Here is a 20595-nt window from a genome sequence, read left to right on the forward strand (position 1 = left end):
CTTAGCGTGATACACCCCGAAGTGGTTATCTTTATTTCGACTCCTGGAAATCGAGGTGCAAATATATGGCTTTTCTTTAAATTGTAACAAATATTATTTATAAATTTATGGATTAATCGCTAACTGTATGAAAATTAAAAATTACGTCACACTAATAATGGCATTTGTGGGCATTAGCTCATGTGCCCAAGATAAGAACCCGGTCAATACCAACCATGATTTTGAAGTAGTGGTAGCTGACTTGTCAAACCCTTGGGGGTTTGTGTTTTTACCAGATAATTCAATGTTGATCAACGAAAAGGAAGGTAAAATCATTCACTTTAAAGATGGTAAAAAATCAATGATTGAAGGGGTTCCTGAAGTATACAATAGAGGACAAGGGGGGCTGTTGGATATTGCACTCCATCCAAACTATCAAGAAAATGGGTGGATTTATTTGACCTACGCTTCTTCAGAAGGCGATGATGAGGGCGGTAACACGGCCCTGATGCGTGCTAAACTTCAAAACAACATGCTCGTAAGTAAAGAAGTACTTTACAAAGCAACTCCAAACACTACAAAAGGGCAACATTTTGGTTCACGAATTGTTTTTGATAGAGACGGTTATTTGTATTTTACCGTTGGTGATCGTGGGAATCGTGACGAAAACTCACAGGACATCACAAGAGATGGGGGTAAGGTCTATCGCTTAAATGATGATGGTTCAATTCCTGCTGACAATCCGTTTGTCAATGACCCGAATGCGAAAAAAGCAATTTATTCTTACGGACATCGAAATCCGCAAGGTATGGTCTTACATTCTGAAACGGGCGATATTTGGACCCATGAGCATGGGCCTAAAGGCGGCGATGAAATAAATATTATTAAAAAAGGAGCTAATTATGGTTGGCCAGTAATTAGTTACGGCGTCAATTATGTAGGCACTAAATTCACTGATATTACCGAAAAAGAAGGTATGGAGCAGCCATTACATTATTGGGATCCTTCCATAGCACCTAGCGGCATGGCTTTTATTACCAGTGATAATTATCCAGGTTGGAAAGGTGATTTATTGGTAGGTTCTCTAAAGTTTTTATATGTAAATAAGGTGGTCTTAAAAGATGGACAGGTGGTAAAGGAAGAACGCCTTTTAGATGGTTTAGGTCGTGTTAGATCTATTAACCAAGGCCCTGATGGCTTTATTTATGTAGGCATCGAAAATAAAGGCATTGTTAAAATATTACCTAAGAATTAATGGTAAGAATGGTAGCATTAGTTATATTTTTAAGTGTGTTGTTTTCCTGTAAGACGAGTCCGCAGCATACACCAGAACTAAAAGAAAGTATGGCACGAGGCGCTGTGGTTTATGAAGATTTTTGCATGAACTGCCACATGCCCAATGGCGAAGGTGTTCCCAAAGCATTTCCGCCTTTGGCAAAAGCTGATTATTTGATGAACAAGCGTCTTGAAAGTATTAAAGCGGTAAAGTACGGGTTGTCTGGTGAAATTACGGTCAATGGCGTTGTCTATAACAGTACCATGGCGGCGTTGGGTCTTTCTGATAGTGAAGTTGCTGACGTTATGAACTTCGTTTTAAATTCCTGGGGAAACGACGATGGAAAAATAGTAACAGCCGCTGAAGTTTCTAAAATTGAGCCCTAGTAGTTCTTAATAATTGGTTAAATTTGCCCTGAAATTTAAAGAATTAAAGATGCTGATTATAGGAATAGCTGGGGGTACAGGATGTGGAAAAACTACCGTGGTCAATCAAATTTTAAAAGAATTGCCTGAAGGTGAGGTAGGGGTTATTTCACAGGATTCCTATTATAAAGATACCACGCACTTGAGTTTTGACGAGCGGGTAAAAATTAATTTTGACCATCCGCGTTCGATTGATTTTGAATTGCTGGAGAATCATTTAAAAGACTTGCGCGAAGGTATTGACATTCACCAACCGGTCTATTCGTTTATAAAGCATAATAGAACAGGAGATACGATACTTACGCACCCAAGAAAAGTGATGATTGTTGAGGGCATTTTGATTTTGACCAATCCTGAATTACGTAAAATGTTTGACATCAAGATTTTTGTTCATGCTGATAGTGACGAACGGTTGATAAGACGCTTAAAACGAGATATATCAGAACGGGGCCGTGATTTGGATGAGGTTTTGGCACGTTATCAAAACACGCTCAAACCAATGCATCAGCAATTTATAGAGCCAATGAAAGAGTATGCAGACATTATTATCCCCAACAATAAATACAACACCGTAGCAGTTGATATTGTAAAGTCCATAATTAACCAACGCTTAGTATAAGTTGAAAATTAAAAATAAATATCTCAAGTTCTTCAGGAACATGTACGTGCTTATATTTGTTGTATTTGCAGGGTGGATGCTGTTTTTTGATGCCAATTCATATCTCATTCATCGTGAACTGAATTCTGAAATGGACGATCTTGAGGAGGCACGCGATCATTACAAAAGAGAAATCAAAAAGGACGAAAAGGCCATTAAGGCTATAAGTACCGAAGAAGGCTTGGAACGATTGGCGCGAGAAAAATACTATATGAAGAGAGAGAATGAAGAAATTTATATTATCGAATATGAGGATAGTATAAGAAATCAAAAGGAATATGACTAAAACGTTATTTGATGATTTTAACGAGGCATCCTCCAAACAATGGAAACAACTTATTCAATATGATTTAAAGGGAGCGGACTACAATGAAACCTTGGTGTGGAAAACTGATGAAGGCATCCATGTGAAACCTTTCTATCATGCCGATGAATTTGAAAAGCGTCCAGAAGTTTCTGATACTAAAGCAACAGAATGGCGAATTGGCCAATCTATATATGTGGCTAATGTTGAAAAGTCCAACCTTAAGGCTGTCAATGCTATAGAACGGGGCGCGGAAAGTATTACCTTCATTCTGCCCTCAGAAACTGTCGTAATAAAAGATCTTTTGGTCAACATCAATCTGACTAAGATTACCGTTTTTTTTGAATGTCAATTCTTGTCTGAAGCCTTTGTCAAACAATTCGATGTCATTCCAAGTAAAGAGCATATTTATATCCACACAGATATTATTGGAAACCTCGCTAAAACCGGAAATTGGTTCAAAAATTTAAAAGCAGACCATGCTGAGTTTGAGGCGATCATAAAACATACAAACGCCTTTTCAGTCCACCTCGATACATACCAAAATGCCGGTGCCAATATGGTACAACAGCTGGCATATGCGTTAGCCCATGTCAATGAATATTTAAATCATTTAGATACCGTTCTTGCTAGCGAGGCAAAGCAATCGTTTAAAGTCCTTTTTAATGTGTCTGTAGGAACGAATTATTTCTTTGAAATTGCAAAACTTCGTGCCTTACGAAAGTTGTGGCACACCCTGGCAGAGGCTTACGGTTTTAATCCAGAGTGTTTGATTTTTGTTAAGCCAACCAAGCGCAATAAAACGCTTTACGATTATAATACCAATTTATTGCGTACCACAACCGAATGTATGAGTGCTATATTTGGCGGTGCAAACACCATTTGCAATGTGCCTTATGATGCTATTTATCATAAGGATAATGAGTTTTCTGAACGCATTGCAAGAAACCAATTATTGGTGCTAAAACACGAAAGCTACTTTGATAAAGTTAATAATCCCGCAGATGGGACATATTATATTGAAAGTCTAACCGATCAGTTGGCAGAGAAATCTTTAGCATTGTTTAAGGATATTGAGGCTAATGGCGGATTCCTAGTTCAGTTAAAAGAGGGCATTATTCAAAAAAAGATTAAGGAAAGCGCTGCAAAAGAACAAAGCCAATTTGATAAAGGCGAATTGATTTTGTTGGGTACAAATAAACATCCTAATGCTGCTGATAAAATGAAGCTTGATCTGGAACTGTACCCTTTCGTAAAGAAAAATCCTGTAAAGACTTTAATAGAGCCTATTATAGAAAAACGTTTGGCAGAGGCTGTTGAACAAAAACGATTGGATGATGAGTAGAAAGGATGTACAACATATAGTTCTAAAGAATATAGACTCTAGAGCCAAGAGTCAAGATGCAGAGTCTTTTGAGACCGCCGAAGATATTGATATTCAATCTACTTATTCTAAAGAGGATTTAGAAACTGTAGAACATCTTAATTTTATCGCAGGATTGGCACCAAACCTGCGCGGACCCTATTCTACCATGTATGTGCGCAGACCTTGGACAATTCGCCAGTATGCCGGATTCTCCACCGCTGAAGAAAGTAATGCGTTTTACAGACGAAATTTAGCAGCAGGCCAAAAAGGTTTGTCGGTAGCTTTTGATTTGGCCACCCATCGCGGTTATGATTCTGATCATCCACGGGTGGTTGGAGATGTAGGTAAGGCAGGTGTCGCTATCGATTCTGTAGAGGACATGAAACTCCTTTTTGATCAAATTCCTTTAGATAAAATGTCGGTATCCATGACCATGAATGGAGCTGTGTTGCCCATTATGGCGTTTTATATTGTGGCTGCTGAGGCACAAGGGGTGCAACCTGAGCAATTGGCAGGCACAATCCAAAATGATATATTAAAGGAGTTCATGGTTCGGAATACTTACATTTATCCGCCAACACCATCCATGAAAATCATCTCGGATATTTTTGAATATTCGAGCAAAAACATGCCAAAATTCAACAGTATCAGTATTTCTGGGTACCATATGCAAGAAGCTGGTGCTACTTGTGATATTGAATTGGCATACACCCTGGCAGACGGATTGGAATACATTAGAAAAGGATTGGATGCAGGTATGGATATTGACACATTTGCTCCACGATTATCCTTTTTCTGGGCCATAGGCATGAATCATTTTATGGAAATCGCTAAAATGCGTGCAGCACGTATGTTATGGGCCAAATTGGTGAAGCAGTTCAACCCTAAAAACGATAAATCACTTTCTTTGCGTACCCATTGCCAGACTTCAGGCTGGAGTTTGACCGAACAAGATCCGTTTAATAACGTGGCAAGAACCACCATTGAAGCGGCTGCAGCAGCTTTTGGAGGGACCCAGAGTCTACATACCAATGCCTTAGATGAGGCGATTGCCTTACCAACAGATTTTTCAGCAAGAATAGCTAGAAATACCCAGCTTTTTCTGCAACAAGAAACCCACATCACCAAAACGGTCGATCCGTGGGCGGGAAGTTATTACGTGGAAAAACTGACCCACGATATTGCCCAAAAAGCCTGGGAATTGATTGAGGAAGTTGAAGAACTTGGTGGGATGACCAAAGCAATTGAAGCGGGAATTCCTAAGTTGCGAATTGAGGAAGCTGCAGCACGTAAACAGGCTCGTATTGATTCCTCTCAAGATATCATTGTAGGTGTGAACAAATACCGATTGGAAAAGGAAGATCCAATCTCAACCTTAGAAGTTGATAATCAAACCGTGAGACTCTCTCAAATTGCACGCTTAAACAGAATTAAATCTGAACGCAACGCTGCAAAAGCAAAGGCAGCATTATCAAAATTAACGGAAGTTGCCCGTACAGGTGAAGGTAATTTATTAGCTTTAGCTGTAGAAGCTGCTCGGGAACGCGCTACTTTAGGTGAAATCAGCGATGCGCTTGAAGAAGTGTTTGGTAGATATAAAGCTCAGATAAAATCATTTTCAGGTGTGTATAGCAAAGAAATAAAAGACGATAGCTCGTTTAAAAGAGCACGGGAATTGGCCGATAAATTTGCAGAACAAGATGGGCGGAGACCCCGAATTATGATTGCAAAGATGGGGCAGGATGGTCATGATAGAGGCGCAAAAGTGGTCGCCACCGGATATGCTGATGTTGGTTTTGATGTAGATATTGGGCCCTTATTCCAAACCCCAAAAGAAGCCGCAAAACAAGCCGTTGAAAATGACGTGCATATTTTAGGAGTATCATCCTTAGCTGCAGGGCACAAAACTTTGGTGCCTCAGGTGATTGAAGAGCTCAAAAATTATGGTCGTGAAGATATTATGGTCATCGTTGGTGGTGTCATTCCTAAACAAGATTATCAATATTTATTTGATGCAGGTGCCGTTGCTGTTTTTGGTCCTGGTACACGCATTAGTGATGCCGCGATTCAGATCTTAGAGATTTTAATCGATTGACCTATTTTTAGTGATGCTATGTGTAGCGTTATTAACAATTATAACTTCTCGCACTAGATGATTGATCTATTTCTAATTTTATCTTTAAATTATAAGATCAATATGTTATTAGAGAGCACTGTCAAACCAAAGAATTGGGATAAAATAATGAAGACGATAAGCTTCTCTAATTTTATCTGATGTGCTGTTAATTACAGCACTGAATCTCAAAGTAATCAGTGTTACATCTGACAATTCACATCCTTAGTTATTGTGCAGCTGTGTTGTCTTTTAAAAAATAAACTCTTCAGATTATGAAAAATCTCCTCGCATTGTTACTGCTCAGCGTACTATTTTCTTGTAAAGCAGGAATACAGAAAGAAGAAACCAAACCAAATATCTTATTAATTGTTATAGATGATTTGGGATATGCCGATTTTTCGCCATTTGCTGATCATGATCAGCGGATTTCTACGCCAAATATTTCCCGATTGGGAAAATCGGGAACCGTCTACACTCAGGCATATGTAACTGCACCAGTTTGCAGTCCGTCACGGGCAGGAATCCTTACCGGACAGAATCAATTTAGATGGGATAAACCCGCTAGTTGGGGCCCAGGACTTCCAGAGAATGTCAAAACCATTGCTGAATACCTGAAAGAGGCAGGCTATACCACAGCACACATAGGTAAAAATGATTTGGGAAGAAATTTTCACAAAAATGATGTTCGTGAATATCCTTTAAAACATGGCTACGGCGAGTTTTTAGGGTTTAGTGCACATGCCCATGATTATTGGTTGAATTCAAAAGAAATAAAAGATAGAACGCCTGATCCCTATGGAACAAGTGCGCTATTGGGTCCGTTGATGCATAATATGGGCGAAAAAAGTTATGAAGAAGGTTACTTGACCGATATTTTTACGGACGAATCAATTGACTATATCAAACAAAAAAGAGACCAACCATTTTTCCTGACCTTATCATACAGCGCGGTTCACCATCTCATACATGAAGTTCCAAAAAAGTATTTAGACAAGTATAATGTGAAGGAAATCCCAAATTACGATCCTGATAATATGGAAGCTTTTGGGAAACACAAACCAGGATCCTACGCTGCGTATTATGATAAATATTCTCGAGTGGGAGCCATTCAGCATGAGGACCTAAGAAATTATTATTTAGCGAATCTCAATTGTCTTGATGACAATATTGGACGTTTGTTGGATGCTATAAAACAGCAGGGATTGGAGAAGGAAACCTTAATTGTATTTGTTTCTGACAATGGGGGGGCTCCACTTACGGGTGCCAATAATAGGCCGCTTACGGGTGGCAAATATTCCTTGTGGGAAGGTGGTATTCGTGTGCCAATTGCGATGAGTTGGCCGGGTAAAGTAGAAGCAGGGGCCATACGTAATGAGTATGTGTCTGCACTTGATATTTTGCCGACATTGGTAGAAACTGCGGGTTCTAAAATCACGGATCCTACGCTTGATGGCATAAGTCTATTCAATCCGGATCCTAACCGTTTATTGGTGTGGAAATGGCAAAAAACTTGGGCGGTAAGACAAGGCGATTGGAAATTGACCAATGCCAATGAAAATCATTGGAAAAGTGAGCCTTCAGCACAGTATATTAAACCAATTAGGGATGATTTTACCTTGAAGTTGTTCGACCTTTCTAAAGATCCTGGAGAACGTGTGGATTTAGCAGCGGCACATCCGGCGAAGGTAAAAGAATTAGAAGATGCTTATAAGGCGTGGATTGAGGCTAACGTCATTAAGTAACCTACATTTTAATATAGTTATCTTGAGTGCTCTGCTATGGTGACTTTAATGCCCTTTTCTTCAAATTTCTTTATTAAACCTGCCGAAATTCCTTTGTCGGTAATCAATTCGTGAATCTGATCTAAATCGCAGATTTTAGCAAAACTCTTTTTGCCAAATTTGGAAGAATCAGCTAAAACAATAATTTTTTGCGCAGCTGCTAGCATTTTTCTATTGAGCTGTGCTTCTTCTAAGTTGGTGGTAGAAAGTCCATAATCGAAATCAAGTCCGTCAACTCCTAAAAAAAGTTTGCTACAAGAAACGTTGGCTAAAATATGTTCGGCATAGGAGCCAATAACAGAGCCTGACGAGTGCCGAATATACCCTCCTAGTTGGAGGATTTCAATGCTTTTGTCATGAATTAAATGTATAACTACATACAATGAGGATGTGATTACCGTTAATTTGTTTTTGGGTTTGATAAATTTTGACAATGCTTGTACCGTAGTGCCTGAAGCAATAAGGATAGAATCATTTTCATCTATTAATCTGGCAGCGCATTCTGCAATCCCATTTTTTTCTTCTACGGAGATTTTTTCTTTTTCGCCAATCGCTTTTTCATTGATATAAGGATTGTCCAAAGAGGCACCCCCGTGGGTACGATATAACAGCCCCTTTTCCTCCAACAATCTCAAATCCTTACGGATGGTTACTGCAGAAACATCGAGTAGTTCGCATAAATCCAAAACTTCAAGGTGTTTTTCCTTGGCCAATTTTTCTAATATAATTTGATGTCTTTTCATAGTCTTGCATCACAAATATAAACAAATGAAAGCTGTTGAATGTAATATTCTTTAATTAGGTTTCGTTTTACATAAAAAAATTTCGTTTTGTTTCATTTAGAAAAAATAATATTTATATTTGAAACCAAATAAAAGAAATGTTGATAATACCTTTAGAATTTGTTCGATAGAAAAACGTTAATAAAACCCTTAGAGAGCAGTCCTGATTGGGATGTTATTATTATTGGGGGAGGAGCAACAGGTTTGGGTGTGGCCTTAGATAGCGTTACAAGAGGTTATAGAACGTTGTTGTTAGAGCAATCTGATTTTGCCAAAGGCACTTCCAGCAGAAGCACTAAATTGGTGCATGGCGGGGTCCGGTATCTGGCGCAAGGCAATATTGACTTGGTTCAGGAAGCGCTTTATGAAAGAGGCTTGATGCTTAAAAACGCATCCCATTTGGTCAGAAATCAATCGTTTATTATTCCTAATTATAAATGGTGGGATTCGCTGGTTTACACTGTCGGATTAAAAGTATATGACTTTCTGGCTGGCAAATTAAGTTTTGGTAAATCGACCAGAATTTCTAAAAAAGAGACCTCCTCGCGACTTTCGACCATCAAAACAGAGCATCTTAAAGGTGGCGTTGTTTATCATGACGGACAATTTGATGATGCCCGATTGGCAGTCAATATGGCCCAAACAGCAATTGAACAAGGCGCAACGGTTTTAAATCATTTTAAGGTAAGCCACTTGCAAAAGGATGCGAATGGAAAGGTTAACGGCGTAACGGCCATAGATAATGAGACCCATAAAGAATATACATTTAACACCAAAGTGGTCATTAATGCTACGGGCGTGTTTACTGATGAAATCTTGCAAATGGACACTGCAGGGGCTAAAAACACGGTGAGACCCAGTCAGGGCATTCATTTGGTATTAGACCGCTCTTTTTTACCAGGTAATGACGCCATTATGATTCCTAAAACAGCAGATGGAAGAGTGCTTTTTTTGGTGCCATGGCATCATAGAGTTGTGGTTGGCACTACAGACACGCTGCTGGATAGTCACAGTTTGGAGCCAAAACCACTTGACAAGGAAGTCGATTTTATTTTGGAAACGGCTAATGCCTATTTAAATAAGCCAGTTTCCAAAGCTGATGTTTTGAGCATTTTTGCTGGCCTTCGTCCATTGGCGGCTCCTAAAGATGCTTCAGAAAAAACGAAGGAAATTTCAAGAAGTCATAAAATTATTGTATCGACATCTGGTTTAATCACCATTACAGGTGGCAAATGGACCACCTATAGAAAGATGGCTCAAGATACCATAAACAAGGTCATCTTTTTGGGTAAATTGCCGCATCGGGAATGTCAAACAAAACACCTGTCCATTCATGGCGCCGATGGGTCTGCTGATGATACTGACCATCTTTATATTTATGGAACAGATCAAAAGGCTATTGAACGTCTGATACAGGAATCTCCAGAACTAGGAGACAAACTACATCCGAGATTGGAATTTTTAAAAGCTGAAGTCGTTTGGGCTGTAAAAAATGAAATGGCGCTCACAGTAGAAGACGTGTTGGCAAGACGTGTGCGAATCTTGTTCTTGGATGCCAAGGCGGCTAAAGAATGTGCACCTGTAGTTGCTGACATATTAGCATGGTATTTAGGCAAGGATGACGATTGGAAACAATCACAAATCAATGAATTTACGTACTTAACAAATCAATATATCTTATAAATACTAGCTGCTCAATATTTTAAGAGCTGTTTTTGTTTTATTTTTAAACATAAAAATCATATCATGGCAGACTACATTCTCGCTTTAGATCAAGGCACCACGAGTTCTAGAGCTATCGTTTTTGATAAGCAAGGCACTATTATTTCTATTGCGCAAAAGGAATTTGCCCAATATTTTCCAAAACCCGGGTGGGTGGAGCACGACCCTTTGGAAATTTGGTCAACACAAACCGGTGTTGCCGCTGAAGCTATTGCCAAAAAAGGTTTGGATGTAGGGAATATTGCAGCTATAGGGATTACCAATCAGCGGGAAACCGTCGTGGTTTGGGATAAAAAAACAGGACAGCCAGTCTATAATGCTATCGTTTGGCAGGATAAAAGAACTTCTGATTTTTGCGATGAGTTGAAAAAGCAAGGTAAAAATGATCTCATTAGGGATAAAACAGGGCTAGTCATAGATTCTTATTTTTCAGGAACCAAAGTAAAATGGATCTTGGATAATGTGGAAGGGGCAAGAGCTAGAGCAGAAGCTGGAGATCTTATATTGGGTACCATTGACACTTGGTTGGTTTGGAATTTTACCAAAGGAGAGCAGCACATTACAGATGTGACCAATGCATCCAGGACGATGCTTTTCAACATTAACACCATGGATTGGGACGATGAATTATTGGACTTATTGACCATCCCGAAAAGTATGTTACCTAAAGTGAAAGCCTCAAGTGAAGTTTATGGGCATACAAAATCTACGTTTTATGATTCTAAAATTCCCATTGCAGGAATAGCGGGAGATCAACAAGCGGCTTTATTTGGCCAGATGTGCACCAAGCCTGGAATGGTAAAGAACACCTACGGAACAGGGTGTTTTATGTTGATGAACATCGGGGATAAGCCAGTGGTGTCCAAGCATAACTTATTGACCACCGTAGCTTGGAAGATAAATGGCAAAACGACCTATGCTTTTGAAGGCAGTGTTTTTATTGCTGGTGCAGTGGTACAATGGCTAAGAGATAGTCTGAAAATCATAAGAACTTCTCAAGAAGTTGAATATTTGGCCGGTTCTGTAGAAAGTTCAGAAGGCGTTTATTTTGTGCCTGCTTTTGCAGGACTTGGTGCGCCTTATTGGAATCAGCACGCCCAAGGGGTCATTTTTGGGTTGACCCGAGGTAGTACAGATGCGCATATTGCACGTGCTGCTGTAGAATCTATTGCCTATCAGACCATGGACATTCTTAAAGCTATGGAAGCAGATTCTGGCATTTCAATAAAGGAATTGCGTGTGGATGGTGGTGCCACCATCAATAGTATGTTGATGCAGTTTCAGGCGGATGTGTTGAATACAGAAACCGTGCGACCAAAAATAGTGGAGACAACAGCTATGGGTGCGGCATTTTTAGCAGGTTTGGCGGTTGGATATTGGGAAAACCCCGAAGAAATTCAACAAATTTGGCAAACAGACAAACGCTTTTCCCCAAAACAAGATAGGACGTCCATAGAAAAGGATATCAAAGGCTGGTACAGAGCTATCGATGCTTTAGAATATTGGTCTAAGGAAGATAAATAATGTTAACAATCAATAACAGGAGATGACACCATTTATATCAGAAATTATAGGAACCGCACTGTTAATCCTGTTAGGAGGCGGTGTTGTAGCCAACGTTGTATTGAGTAAAACCATTGGTAATAACGGTGGTTGGATAGTGATTACCACTGGCTGGGCGTTGGCGGTGTATGTTGCGGTTGTCGTGGCATCACCTCATAGCGGTGCACATTTAAACCCGGCCGTAAGTATTGGTTTGGCCGTTGCAGGTAAATTTCCTTGGCAGGATGTTCCGGCCTATATATTAGCACAGATGTTAGGTGCCATGATGGGGGCAGGGGCCGTTTGGTTAGTGTATAAACATCATTTTAAAGCTACTGAAGATGCTGGCGCAAAAAAAGCGGTGTTTTGTACGGCACCGGCTATACGCAATCTTTTTAGCAATTTTTTGAGTGAAGTAATGGGCACCTTCGTACTTATTTTTTCAGTGCTCTATTTTACGGACGCAACCTTAGCTGAACCTGAAACGGTTATAGGTCTTGGCTCTTTGGGAGCATTGCCCGTTGCATTGGTAGTATGGTCCATAGGCCTGTCCTTGGGAGGGACAACCGGGTACGCCATTAACCCTGCCCGTGATTTAGGACCGAGAATTATGCATGCGCTACTGCCAATAAAAAACAAGGCTTCCAATGATTGGAGCTATGCATGGGTCCCCGTTATAGGACCCATTGTTGGTGCATGTTTGGCAGCGGTGTTGATGTTGGCCTTAGCTTAAGTATTAATTTGGGATTTTTGGCTCTTCCGTAATAGGAAAACTTCATTTTGTATAATCATTTTCAAAAACTATCTTTATGATTGGTCTTTATAGGTCTATTCGCTGACTGTTGTATTTCATGAAAATTTTTCTTCTTCTTTTTTTTCTTATTTTAAACTTGACCGTCTATGGTCAGGAGATGCCTCCAATTGAGAAATTTTCTTCTGAAGACTACGGGGGGGACAATCAAAACTGGATGCTTTCTCAAGCTTCAAATCATTTTATGTATGTTGCCAACAATCGTGGTCTTCTTGAGTTTGATGGGGCCAGTTGGACGCTGTACGATTCACCAAACAATACCATCATGCGTGCGGTAAGCGTAATCGATGATAGAATTTATACCGGTTGTTTTGCAGAATTTGGATATTGGATCCCAAATCAGTTTGGTGTTTTGGAATATACCTCGCTTGTGCCAAAGCTCGAAATGAAAATGGTAGAGGATGAGCAGGTCTGGAATATTATTGACTATGATGAATGGGTCCTTTTTCAAACCAATGACCATATCTATTTTTATAATACTGAGACTGAAAAATTCAAGACTATTGAAGTCCAAAACATTATTTACAAACTGTTTAAGGTTAACAATCGCATTTACTATCATGTGGCCAATGAAGGATTGTATCGTATTGATGGCGGTAAACCCAATCTTATCATTGGAGGAGACATCGTTGAAAAAGGCAGAGTCGTTAACGTATTTGAAGTAGATAATCAGTTGCGGTTGATTACAAGAAACAGTGGCTTTTTTACTTTTAAAAATGAAGAACTTAAAAAGTGGGATATTGGAGCTGATGACATTTTAAAAGGCACGAGCGTTTTTACCGGAATTCAGCTGAAGGATGGATCCTATATGATAGGTACTATTTCAAATGGCTTGTTACATATTACAAAAGAAGGTGAACTCGATTATCAAATCACCCAAAAAAGAGGACTGAGCAACAATACGGTATTGTCGCTTTTTGAAGATAATGCACAAAATGTTTGGACCGGTCTTGATAATGGGATAGACTGCGTCAATGCCAAATCGGCCATCAAAACCTTGTATGACTACGAAGGTGTGATGGGAACTGTTTATGCATCGCAAGTGTTTAAGGATGTACTATATGTTGGAACCAATCAAGGGCTTTTTTATAGAAAATTAAAGGATAGCAATGCAGTTTTTAAATCGATAAAAGGCACAGAAGGCCAGGTGTGGAGCTTTTATAACCATAATGATGAAACTTTGTTTTGTGGCCATCATTTAGGAACTTTTTTGATTGAAGGTGAAAAAGCAAAACAGATTAGTACTGTGCTAGGGACTTGGGATTTTAAGAAAATACCCCATAACAACCAATTATTACTCCAAGGTAATTATACTGGATTGAACATTCTGCATAACATAAATGGGAATTGGCAAGTGAGGAACAAAATTGGAGGATTTAAAAATTCATCACGATATTTTACAATTGACAAAGCCAATCAAGTTTGGGTAAACCATGAATATAAAGGCGTTTTTCGCTTAAAGCTCAATGAGCAATTTACCGAAGTAAAAGAACTCCAAATGGAGAAGGCGCTCTCTGTAGGCAAAAATTCAAGTTTAGTAGCTTATAACAACCAGATTATCTTTGCTTCTGAAGAGGGAGTTTTTAAATCCGATCCCAAAAATGCCAGTTTTGAAAGAGATAGTATTTTAAGTACACTGTTTACTGGAGACAATTATATTTCAGGGAAGCTTATAGTGGATAAAGTGAATAAATTATGGGCATTTACCAAAGCCAATATCATTTATATAACCACTGATGATGTGTCCAACAAACCTAAAATAAATACCATTTCTATTCCATCATATCTAAGAAAAGGGCCTCTGGGATATGAAAACATATCCTTAATTAATGACGACAGGTATCTCTTGGGTACAGCTAATGGATATATTACGATCGATCTCTCACAAATAGCGTACACACATAAGTATCATGTGTATTTAAATACAGTAACCCTTTTAGGGCTTGATGAGCAATATCAATTGTTAAATGTTGATACTGAAGGAGAACTTGACTATAAAAAAGGGATTATTAACTTTGAATATTCAGTGCCTGAATTCGATAAATTTCTTGAAGTACAATATCAATATCGATTAATTGGGCTGACTGACAAATGGAGTAAATTGTCCAACGAATCCCGCACTAGTTTTGAAAATCTTTCTTTTGGTGCATATAGATTTGAAGTTCGGGCTGTGATTGGCAATGACCCCTCTCAGAATTTAGAATCCTACAGCTTTACTATTAATAGGCCATGGTACCTGAGTAATTTGGCCTTAATTTTTTATACCCTATTGTTTTTGTTTCTTGGCGTTGTCACTCACAAAACCTATAAGCGCTATTACAGCAAAAAAATGAAGCATGAGCAACTGGAGAATGAACAAACGATCATGAAAATCAAGAATGAAAAATTAAATCAGGATATAGATAGTAAAAATAGGGAGCTGGCTATTTCAACCATGAGTATTATTAAAAAGAATGAAGTGCTTAATAGTATTAAGAAGGAATTGCGGAAAAGTAAGGCCACATCTGAAATCAGCTCAGCGGTGGAGCTTATTGACAAAAACTTGAATAATACTAAAGATTGGAAGTTCTTTGAGCAAGCATTTAACAATGCCGATAAAGATTTTTTAGAGAAGATAAAACAGGCGCATCCAAATCTTACTCCCAACGATTTGCGTTTTTGTGCTTACCTCAGATTAAACTTATCTTCAAAGGAAATCGCCCCTTTACTAAACATCTCTACTAAAAGTGTCGAAACCAAACGCTATCGTCTCCGAAAACGATTGAAACTAGAGCATGACGAAGGACTCGTTGAGTACATCCTAAATTTCTAACAACACTACAGGTACTAAATTCACCACGACAAAACCACTACAAGGGCTTATAGTCAGCGCATTAGCTTAATTTTATTTAAAAATAGCTAAACTTTCGGGTCCTTAATGTTTATGCGTATTACCGCGCTTATCATGTTAATTTTTTCTTAAAGAAATCGGCGTGTTCGTTTTTTATCGAGGTGCTATTTGCCGACTTAAGTTTTTTTTGGAGTTAAATTTACCAAGATCGAGTATGGAATTCGCTTCTATGTGGGGTAAAATCATAAATGCAAAAAAGACAACTATAATTTTAACAAAAACCAATATTCATGAAATTAAAATTATTTAATCAAAAATTCAAACTGTTAATCGCACTATTCTTTATGTCAAGTATGACTATTTTAACTGCGCAAACAGTAACACAAGTAAACGGAACGGTAGTCTCTTCTGAAGACAATATGCCATTACCGGGAACTTCTGTTATAGAGAAGGGAACTAACAATGGTACATCTACTGATTTTGATGGGAAATTCAAACTAGATGTTGCCAATGCCAATGCAATATTAATCATTTCATATGTTGGTTTTAAAACTCAAGAAGTTAAAGCGTCAACTAATATGTCCATTTCTTTAGTGCCAGACGCGAGCGCTTTGGATGAGGTTGTTGTAGTGGGGTATGGTACCCAGAAAAAGAGTGATATCGTAAACTCAGTGGCTACTGTAGATTTGGAAGATGCAACCTTAACGCCAACATCTGACGTCAATGAGATGTTAAGAGGCAGAATAGCCGGACTACAAGTTAATGTAGGAGGTGGTACCTTAAGACCAGGTGGTACTTCTGAAATTATTTTTAGAGGCCAAGGTTCTATAGAAGGCAGTGTGAGTGCCATTTATGTTGTGGATGGTATCATTAGAGATGGCGGAATTGAAGATATTGATTCAGATGATATTGAATCCATCGAATTTTTAAAAGATGCATCTGCACAAGCTATCTATGGTTCGAGAGGCGCAAACGGTGTGGTATTAATTACGACCAAACGTGGTAAAGCAAATAAATTAAGTGTAAGTTATCACGGTTTTGTAACCACTAAAACGATAGAAAGAAATTTTGATGTTTATAGCGGTCAGGAATTTGCACAGTTAAGACGAGAGGCACGCAGATCTACTAATGCTGGGGATGAATATTCACCTGAAGACGTTAACTTTACAGCACTAGAATTAGAATCTATTGCGAACAATGATTTTGTAGATTGGGAAGAAGAACTGATGAAAAATGGCTTGGTTAACAGTCAGGCTATTAGCGTTAGTGGCGGAACAGAGATGACTAAAGTTTTTGGGAGTATCAATTATTTTAAGGAAGGTGGTATTATTCCAACATCCAGCTATACTAGAAAGACCTTCCGTTTGAATGTAGATCAAAAAGTCAGTGAAAAATTTTCTGTAAATTTTGATGTCAATTTATTGAATGATGATACTGAAAGACCAGCAAATGTTAACGTCATTACATTTTCACCATTAGGTAGAGCTTATGATAAAAATGGTAATCTTACCCGATTTCCTAGCGGTGAAGATGCGTCTGCAGTAAATCCAATCTTTAATCTTCGTGAACAGCAAAATGATGAAAAAGGAAATGATTATGTTATTAACGTGACACCAATTTGGCAAATTACAGAGAATTTACAGTATCAATTAAAGACCAACATGACTAGAAGAACTTCTGAAAGAGGGCAGTATCAATCTTCTCTAAGTTCCGCAGGCGATGACGTTAATGGAATTGCCAGAATTGATAATCAACTAAGAGAATCTTATTTGATTGAAAATATCTTAACCTGGGATAAAGAGTTTAATGATAACAATCAACTCAACGTGACCTTGGTTCAGTCTGCACAAGAAAATAAATTTAGTAGAACGTTTACAGAAGGACAAGGTTTTACAAATGAAAGTTTAGGATATGATGGTATTACAAATGCTATTGGCAATGTAACGGTGGAACGGGATAAAAACCAACAGAGATTAGCATCATTTCTAGGGAGGGCCAGATATAATTTTATGAAAAGATATCTCTTTGAAGTCACGGGAAGAGGTGATGGCGCTTCTGTTAATTCTGCTAACAATAAGTGGAGTTTCAACCCTGCAGTGTCTTTTGCATGGCAAATTCATAAGGAAGGCTTTTTAAAAGATGTCAATTCAATACAGGAATTGAAGTTTAGAGCCAGTTACGGTTCTTTAGTAAATGATTTAGGTCGGGCATATACCTCACTTTTTACCGCTGTAGGGCAAAACTATATTTTTGATGAAGAATCTGCTTCGGGATATTCACCGTCAGTAATTTTACCTAATACTGATTTAAGATTTGAAAGAATTACAACAGCCAATCTTGGCTTGGACTTTTCAGTTTTCAACAGAATATTGGTAGGTAATTTCAACTGGTATGATGCAAGAACTACAGACTTGTTGCTAAAAAGAGGTGTGCCATCAACTACAGGTTATGAATATACTTTCTTTAATGCTGGCGAATTACAAAATACAGGAGTTGAACTCAGCTTAACAGCTAACATCATCAATACTGATAATTTCAGATGGTCTGTTTCTACAAACTGGTCAAATAACAAAAACAAATTGATAGAATTGTATACTGATGGTGATGGTAATCCTATCCTTGCAGATGATACCTACAAATATTATGTAGGACAGTCAGTTGGTGTAATTTATCAATATCAATTTGACGGGATTTGGCAAGTGGGCGATGATTTTGCCAATGCACCACAGGCAAACCCAGATTCGGCGATTAAGCAGAATAATTTGAGACCTGGAGATATAAAAATCGCGGACACTAACGGCGTTGATGACAACGGAAATGTAACCGGTGTACCAGATGGTAAAATAACACAAGAAGATCGCGTATTTACGGATCCCAATCCAGATTGGTTTGGATCAGTGTCAACAAGCCTATCTTATAAAGGATTTGATTTATTTGTAGACTTTTATATTGTAGAAGGTGCAACAAAAGTCAATCCGTTTTTAAACACCTATAATAACGGAGGTACATTGGAAAGTAAATTAAACGGGGTAAAAGTGGATTATTATACACCAGAAAACCCTTCAACAACATTTCCAAGACCTAATTATGATGCTGCACCAACATACTTGAATGCATTGGCTGTAAGAGATGCCTCTTATGTAAGACTTAGAACAGTAAGTTTGGGTTATAGCTTGTCAGATGCAGTTAATGCTCAGTTGGGCTTAGATCAAATCAGGTTTTATGTAACAGGTTCAAACTTATTTACAAACACAGATTATATTGGGTATAGTCCAGAGGTAAACATTAGAGATACATATTCAAATGCAGATACCGGCTATCCGGACGCAAGAAGTTTCACCTTTGGCGTAAGAGTTAAATTTTAATTTTAAAAAAAATAATATTATGAAAATGAAGTTTTTTAATTTGGAATTAAAAGGAAGCCTGCTACTTTTCATAGCACTTTCCTTTGTCTTAGTGGGTTGTCAAGATTATCTTGAAGAACAACCAAGCACGCTTATTGACTCTGATTATATTTTTACTACTCAAGAAGGTTTAAAGTCTGGCGTGGTTAGTTTATATAAGATAAACAGAGATCGATATGATAACGGGACAGAAGATTTCATGGGTGCCGTTTTAATGTCCTCCAGAAGTGACTTGGCATTTAGCAGATCAGGCTATACAGGATTGATGGGCAGATACGAAAGAGGAGTATCACCAGTTGACCAAGGTGCTAATTTTGTGTCAGGGCTGTTTTGGAAACATTATTATAACCTTGCCAATAAAGCAACGGCAATAATAAATGCTGCTGAGGATATAGAAGGCATCGATGAAGAGGTGAGAATTCAGGTTTTAGGTGAGGCAAAGTTTTTTAGAGCTGAAGCTTATTTCTACTTATACAGAATGTTTAACAATATTTATGTGAGCACTCAAACTGTCACTGTAGATAATGCCTTTGATGTGGTTAACGACAGATCTTCAAAAGAAGAAATTTTTGCACTCCTAAACAATGACCTTAGTTTTGCGATAGAGCATTTGGGATGGATAGCTACTCCTGGACGCGTTACAAAAGGAACGGCGAAACATGTAAAAGCAAAGGTGGCCATGTGGGAAGGTGATTGGGAAGAGGCTAAATCTCAAGCAGTTTCTCTCATCAACGAAGGTCCACATAGTTTAGTTGCAACAACTGCAGATGTTTTTGCTGGAGATAGAAATAACTCGGAAGCATTATTTGTTATACAATCTAAGGATGATTTATTGGGTGGAGGAGAAAATACTATGATGAACGCTAACTATGTTACCCAGTATTTTCATATTTCTGGTATTGAGGCGAATTTGGACCAAGGAGGAAAGGGGTTCTCCCGTATATTACCAAATTTATATTTATTAAATCTATTGGCTGAAGATCCAAACGATACCAGAGACGATAATACCTATTTTAGATTAAAATATTATTATACATCGGGTGATGAGGTTGGTCAGGAAATTACAATCTATAAACCAATAACCGATCTTAATAATCCAAGTCCTACGTATCAAAAATATTATCAAAATTTACACCCGTCATGTATAAAATTTGCTCAAGATGATGACGATCCTGACTCGTATTTGAATAGAAGTAATATTATGGTGTACCGTTTGGCGGAAACTTACCTAATTGCTGCTGAGGCCATCATGAGATCTTCTGGAGACCCTTTACCATACATTAATGCCATAAGAACCAGAGCTAATGCTGAACCATTGTCAAGTGTCGACCAACAGGCTATCCTTGATGAACGCGCTAGAGAACTGGCTTTTGAAGGACAGCGTTGGTTTACTTTAAAGCGAATGGGACAAGATGTTATTAACTCTCAAATCACTAATTATGCTGGCGATGGTGAATATTTCCCTAATAATTTAGGGAGTAAAGATCCTAGAGAAAATTGGAAGCCTTATTATATCAATTTTCCAATTGCACAAATTGATCTGAATTTATTAGGGCCAAATTACCCTCAAAATACTGGATATTAAAATCAGATTTATAA

The 20595-nt window shown here is 38.3% G+C and carries 14 protein-coding genes; 13 read left to right on the forward strand and 1 reads right to left on the reverse strand.

The annotated features are described in order from the left end of the window. Window positions 1–127 precede the first annotated feature (127 nt). From JEM65_RS09190 to JEM65_RS09220, 7 genes are all read left to right on the forward strand, one after another. Window positions 128–1234, forward strand: coding sequence for a PQQ-dependent sugar dehydrogenase (locus JEM65_RS09190; RefSeq protein WP_199598767.1), 1107 nt, complete (start codon window positions 128–130; stop codon window positions 1232–1234). 8 nt (window positions 1235–1242) lie between these two features. Further along, window positions 1243–1641 (forward strand): c-type cytochrome, encoded by a 399-nt coding sequence (locus JEM65_RS09195; protein ID WP_439953507.1) that lies wholly within the window; start codon window positions 1243–1245, stop codon window positions 1639–1641. 49 nt (window positions 1642–1690) lie between these two features. Beyond that, the gene (gene udk / locus JEM65_RS09200; RefSeq protein WP_199598768.1) at window positions 1691–2299 is read left to right on the forward strand and encodes a uridine kinase; all 609 of its coding nucleotides are present in this window, start codon (window positions 1691–1693) and stop codon (window positions 2297–2299) included. A gap of 40 nt (window positions 2300–2339) precedes the next feature. Continuing rightward, window positions 2340–2624, forward strand: a complete 285-nt coding sequence (locus tag JEM65_RS09205; RefSeq protein ID WP_199598771.1) for an FtsB family cell division protein — start codon at window positions 2340–2342, stop codon at window positions 2622–2624. Next, window positions 2617–3987, forward strand: a complete 1371-nt coding sequence (locus JEM65_RS09210) for a methylmalonyl-CoA mutase subunit beta (RefSeq protein ID WP_199598773.1) — start codon at window positions 2617–2619, stop codon at window positions 3985–3987. The genes JEM65_RS09205 and JEM65_RS09210 overlap by 8 nt, the downstream gene beginning before the upstream one ends. Next, window positions 3980–6103, forward strand: a complete 2124-nt coding sequence (gene scpA / locus JEM65_RS09215; protein WP_199598854.1) for a methylmalonyl-CoA mutase — start codon at window positions 3980–3982, stop codon at window positions 6101–6103. Before JEM65_RS09210 ends, scpA begins: the two co-directional genes overlap by 8 nt. A gap of 293 nt (window positions 6104–6396) precedes the next feature. Beyond that, the gene (locus JEM65_RS09220) at window positions 6397–7866 is read left to right on the forward strand and encodes a sulfatase family protein (RefSeq protein ID WP_199598775.1); all 1470 of its coding nucleotides are present in this window, start codon (window positions 6397–6399) and stop codon (window positions 7864–7866) included. A gap of 17 nt (window positions 7867–7883) precedes the next feature. Here JEM65_RS09220 and JEM65_RS09225 read toward each other — a convergent pair whose 3' ends face one another. Further along, window positions 7884–8648: a DeoR/GlpR family DNA-binding transcription regulator gene (locus JEM65_RS09225; RefSeq protein ID WP_199598777.1), complete on the reverse strand. Its 765-nt coding sequence runs from the start codon at window positions 8646–8648 to the stop codon at window positions 7884–7886. 159 nt (window positions 8649–8807) lie between these two features. On the opposite strand from JEM65_RS09225, the gene JEM65_RS09230 reads away from it, so the two are divergent. The 6 genes from JEM65_RS09230 (at window position 8808) to JEM65_RS09255 (ending at window position 20581) form a co-directional block, all read left to right on the forward strand. Further along, window positions 8808–10370: a glycerol-3-phosphate dehydrogenase/oxidase gene (locus JEM65_RS09230; RefSeq protein ID WP_199598780.1), complete on the forward strand. Its 1563-nt coding sequence runs from the start codon at window positions 8808–8810 to the stop codon at window positions 10368–10370. Window positions 10371–10433: 63 nt separating this feature from the next. Further along, window positions 10434–11933, forward strand: a complete 1500-nt coding sequence (glpK, locus tag JEM65_RS09235; RefSeq protein ID WP_199598783.1) for a glycerol kinase GlpK — start codon at window positions 10434–10436, stop codon at window positions 11931–11933. Window positions 11934–11955: 22 nt separating this feature from the next. Further along, the gene (locus JEM65_RS09240) at window positions 11956–12684 is read left to right on the forward strand and encodes an MIP/aquaporin family protein (protein ID WP_199598786.1); all 729 of its coding nucleotides are present in this window, start codon (window positions 11956–11958) and stop codon (window positions 12682–12684) included. A gap of 118 nt (window positions 12685–12802) precedes the next feature. Beyond that, the gene (locus JEM65_RS09245; protein ID WP_199598788.1) at window positions 12803–15574 is read left to right on the forward strand and encodes a triple tyrosine motif-containing protein; all 2772 of its coding nucleotides are present in this window, start codon (window positions 12803–12805) and stop codon (window positions 15572–15574) included. A gap of 308 nt (window positions 15575–15882) precedes the next feature. Beyond that, window positions 15883–18957, forward strand: a complete 3075-nt coding sequence (locus tag JEM65_RS09250) for a SusC/RagA family TonB-linked outer membrane protein (RefSeq protein WP_199598791.1) — start codon at window positions 15883–15885, stop codon at window positions 18955–18957. A gap of 19 nt (window positions 18958–18976) precedes the next feature. After that, window positions 18977–20581 carry a RagB/SusD family nutrient uptake outer membrane protein gene (locus tag JEM65_RS09255; RefSeq protein ID WP_199598794.1) on the forward strand — a complete coding sequence of 535 codons (1605 nt, stop codon included), beginning with the start codon at window positions 18977–18979 and terminating at the stop codon, window positions 20579–20581. Window positions 20582–20595 lie beyond the last annotated feature (14 nt).

This window comes from Gelidibacter salicanalis (assembly GCF_016469035.1).
Taxonomy (GTDB): Bacteria; Bacteroidota; Bacteroidia; order Flavobacteriales; family Flavobacteriaceae; genus Gelidibacter; species Gelidibacter salicanalis_A.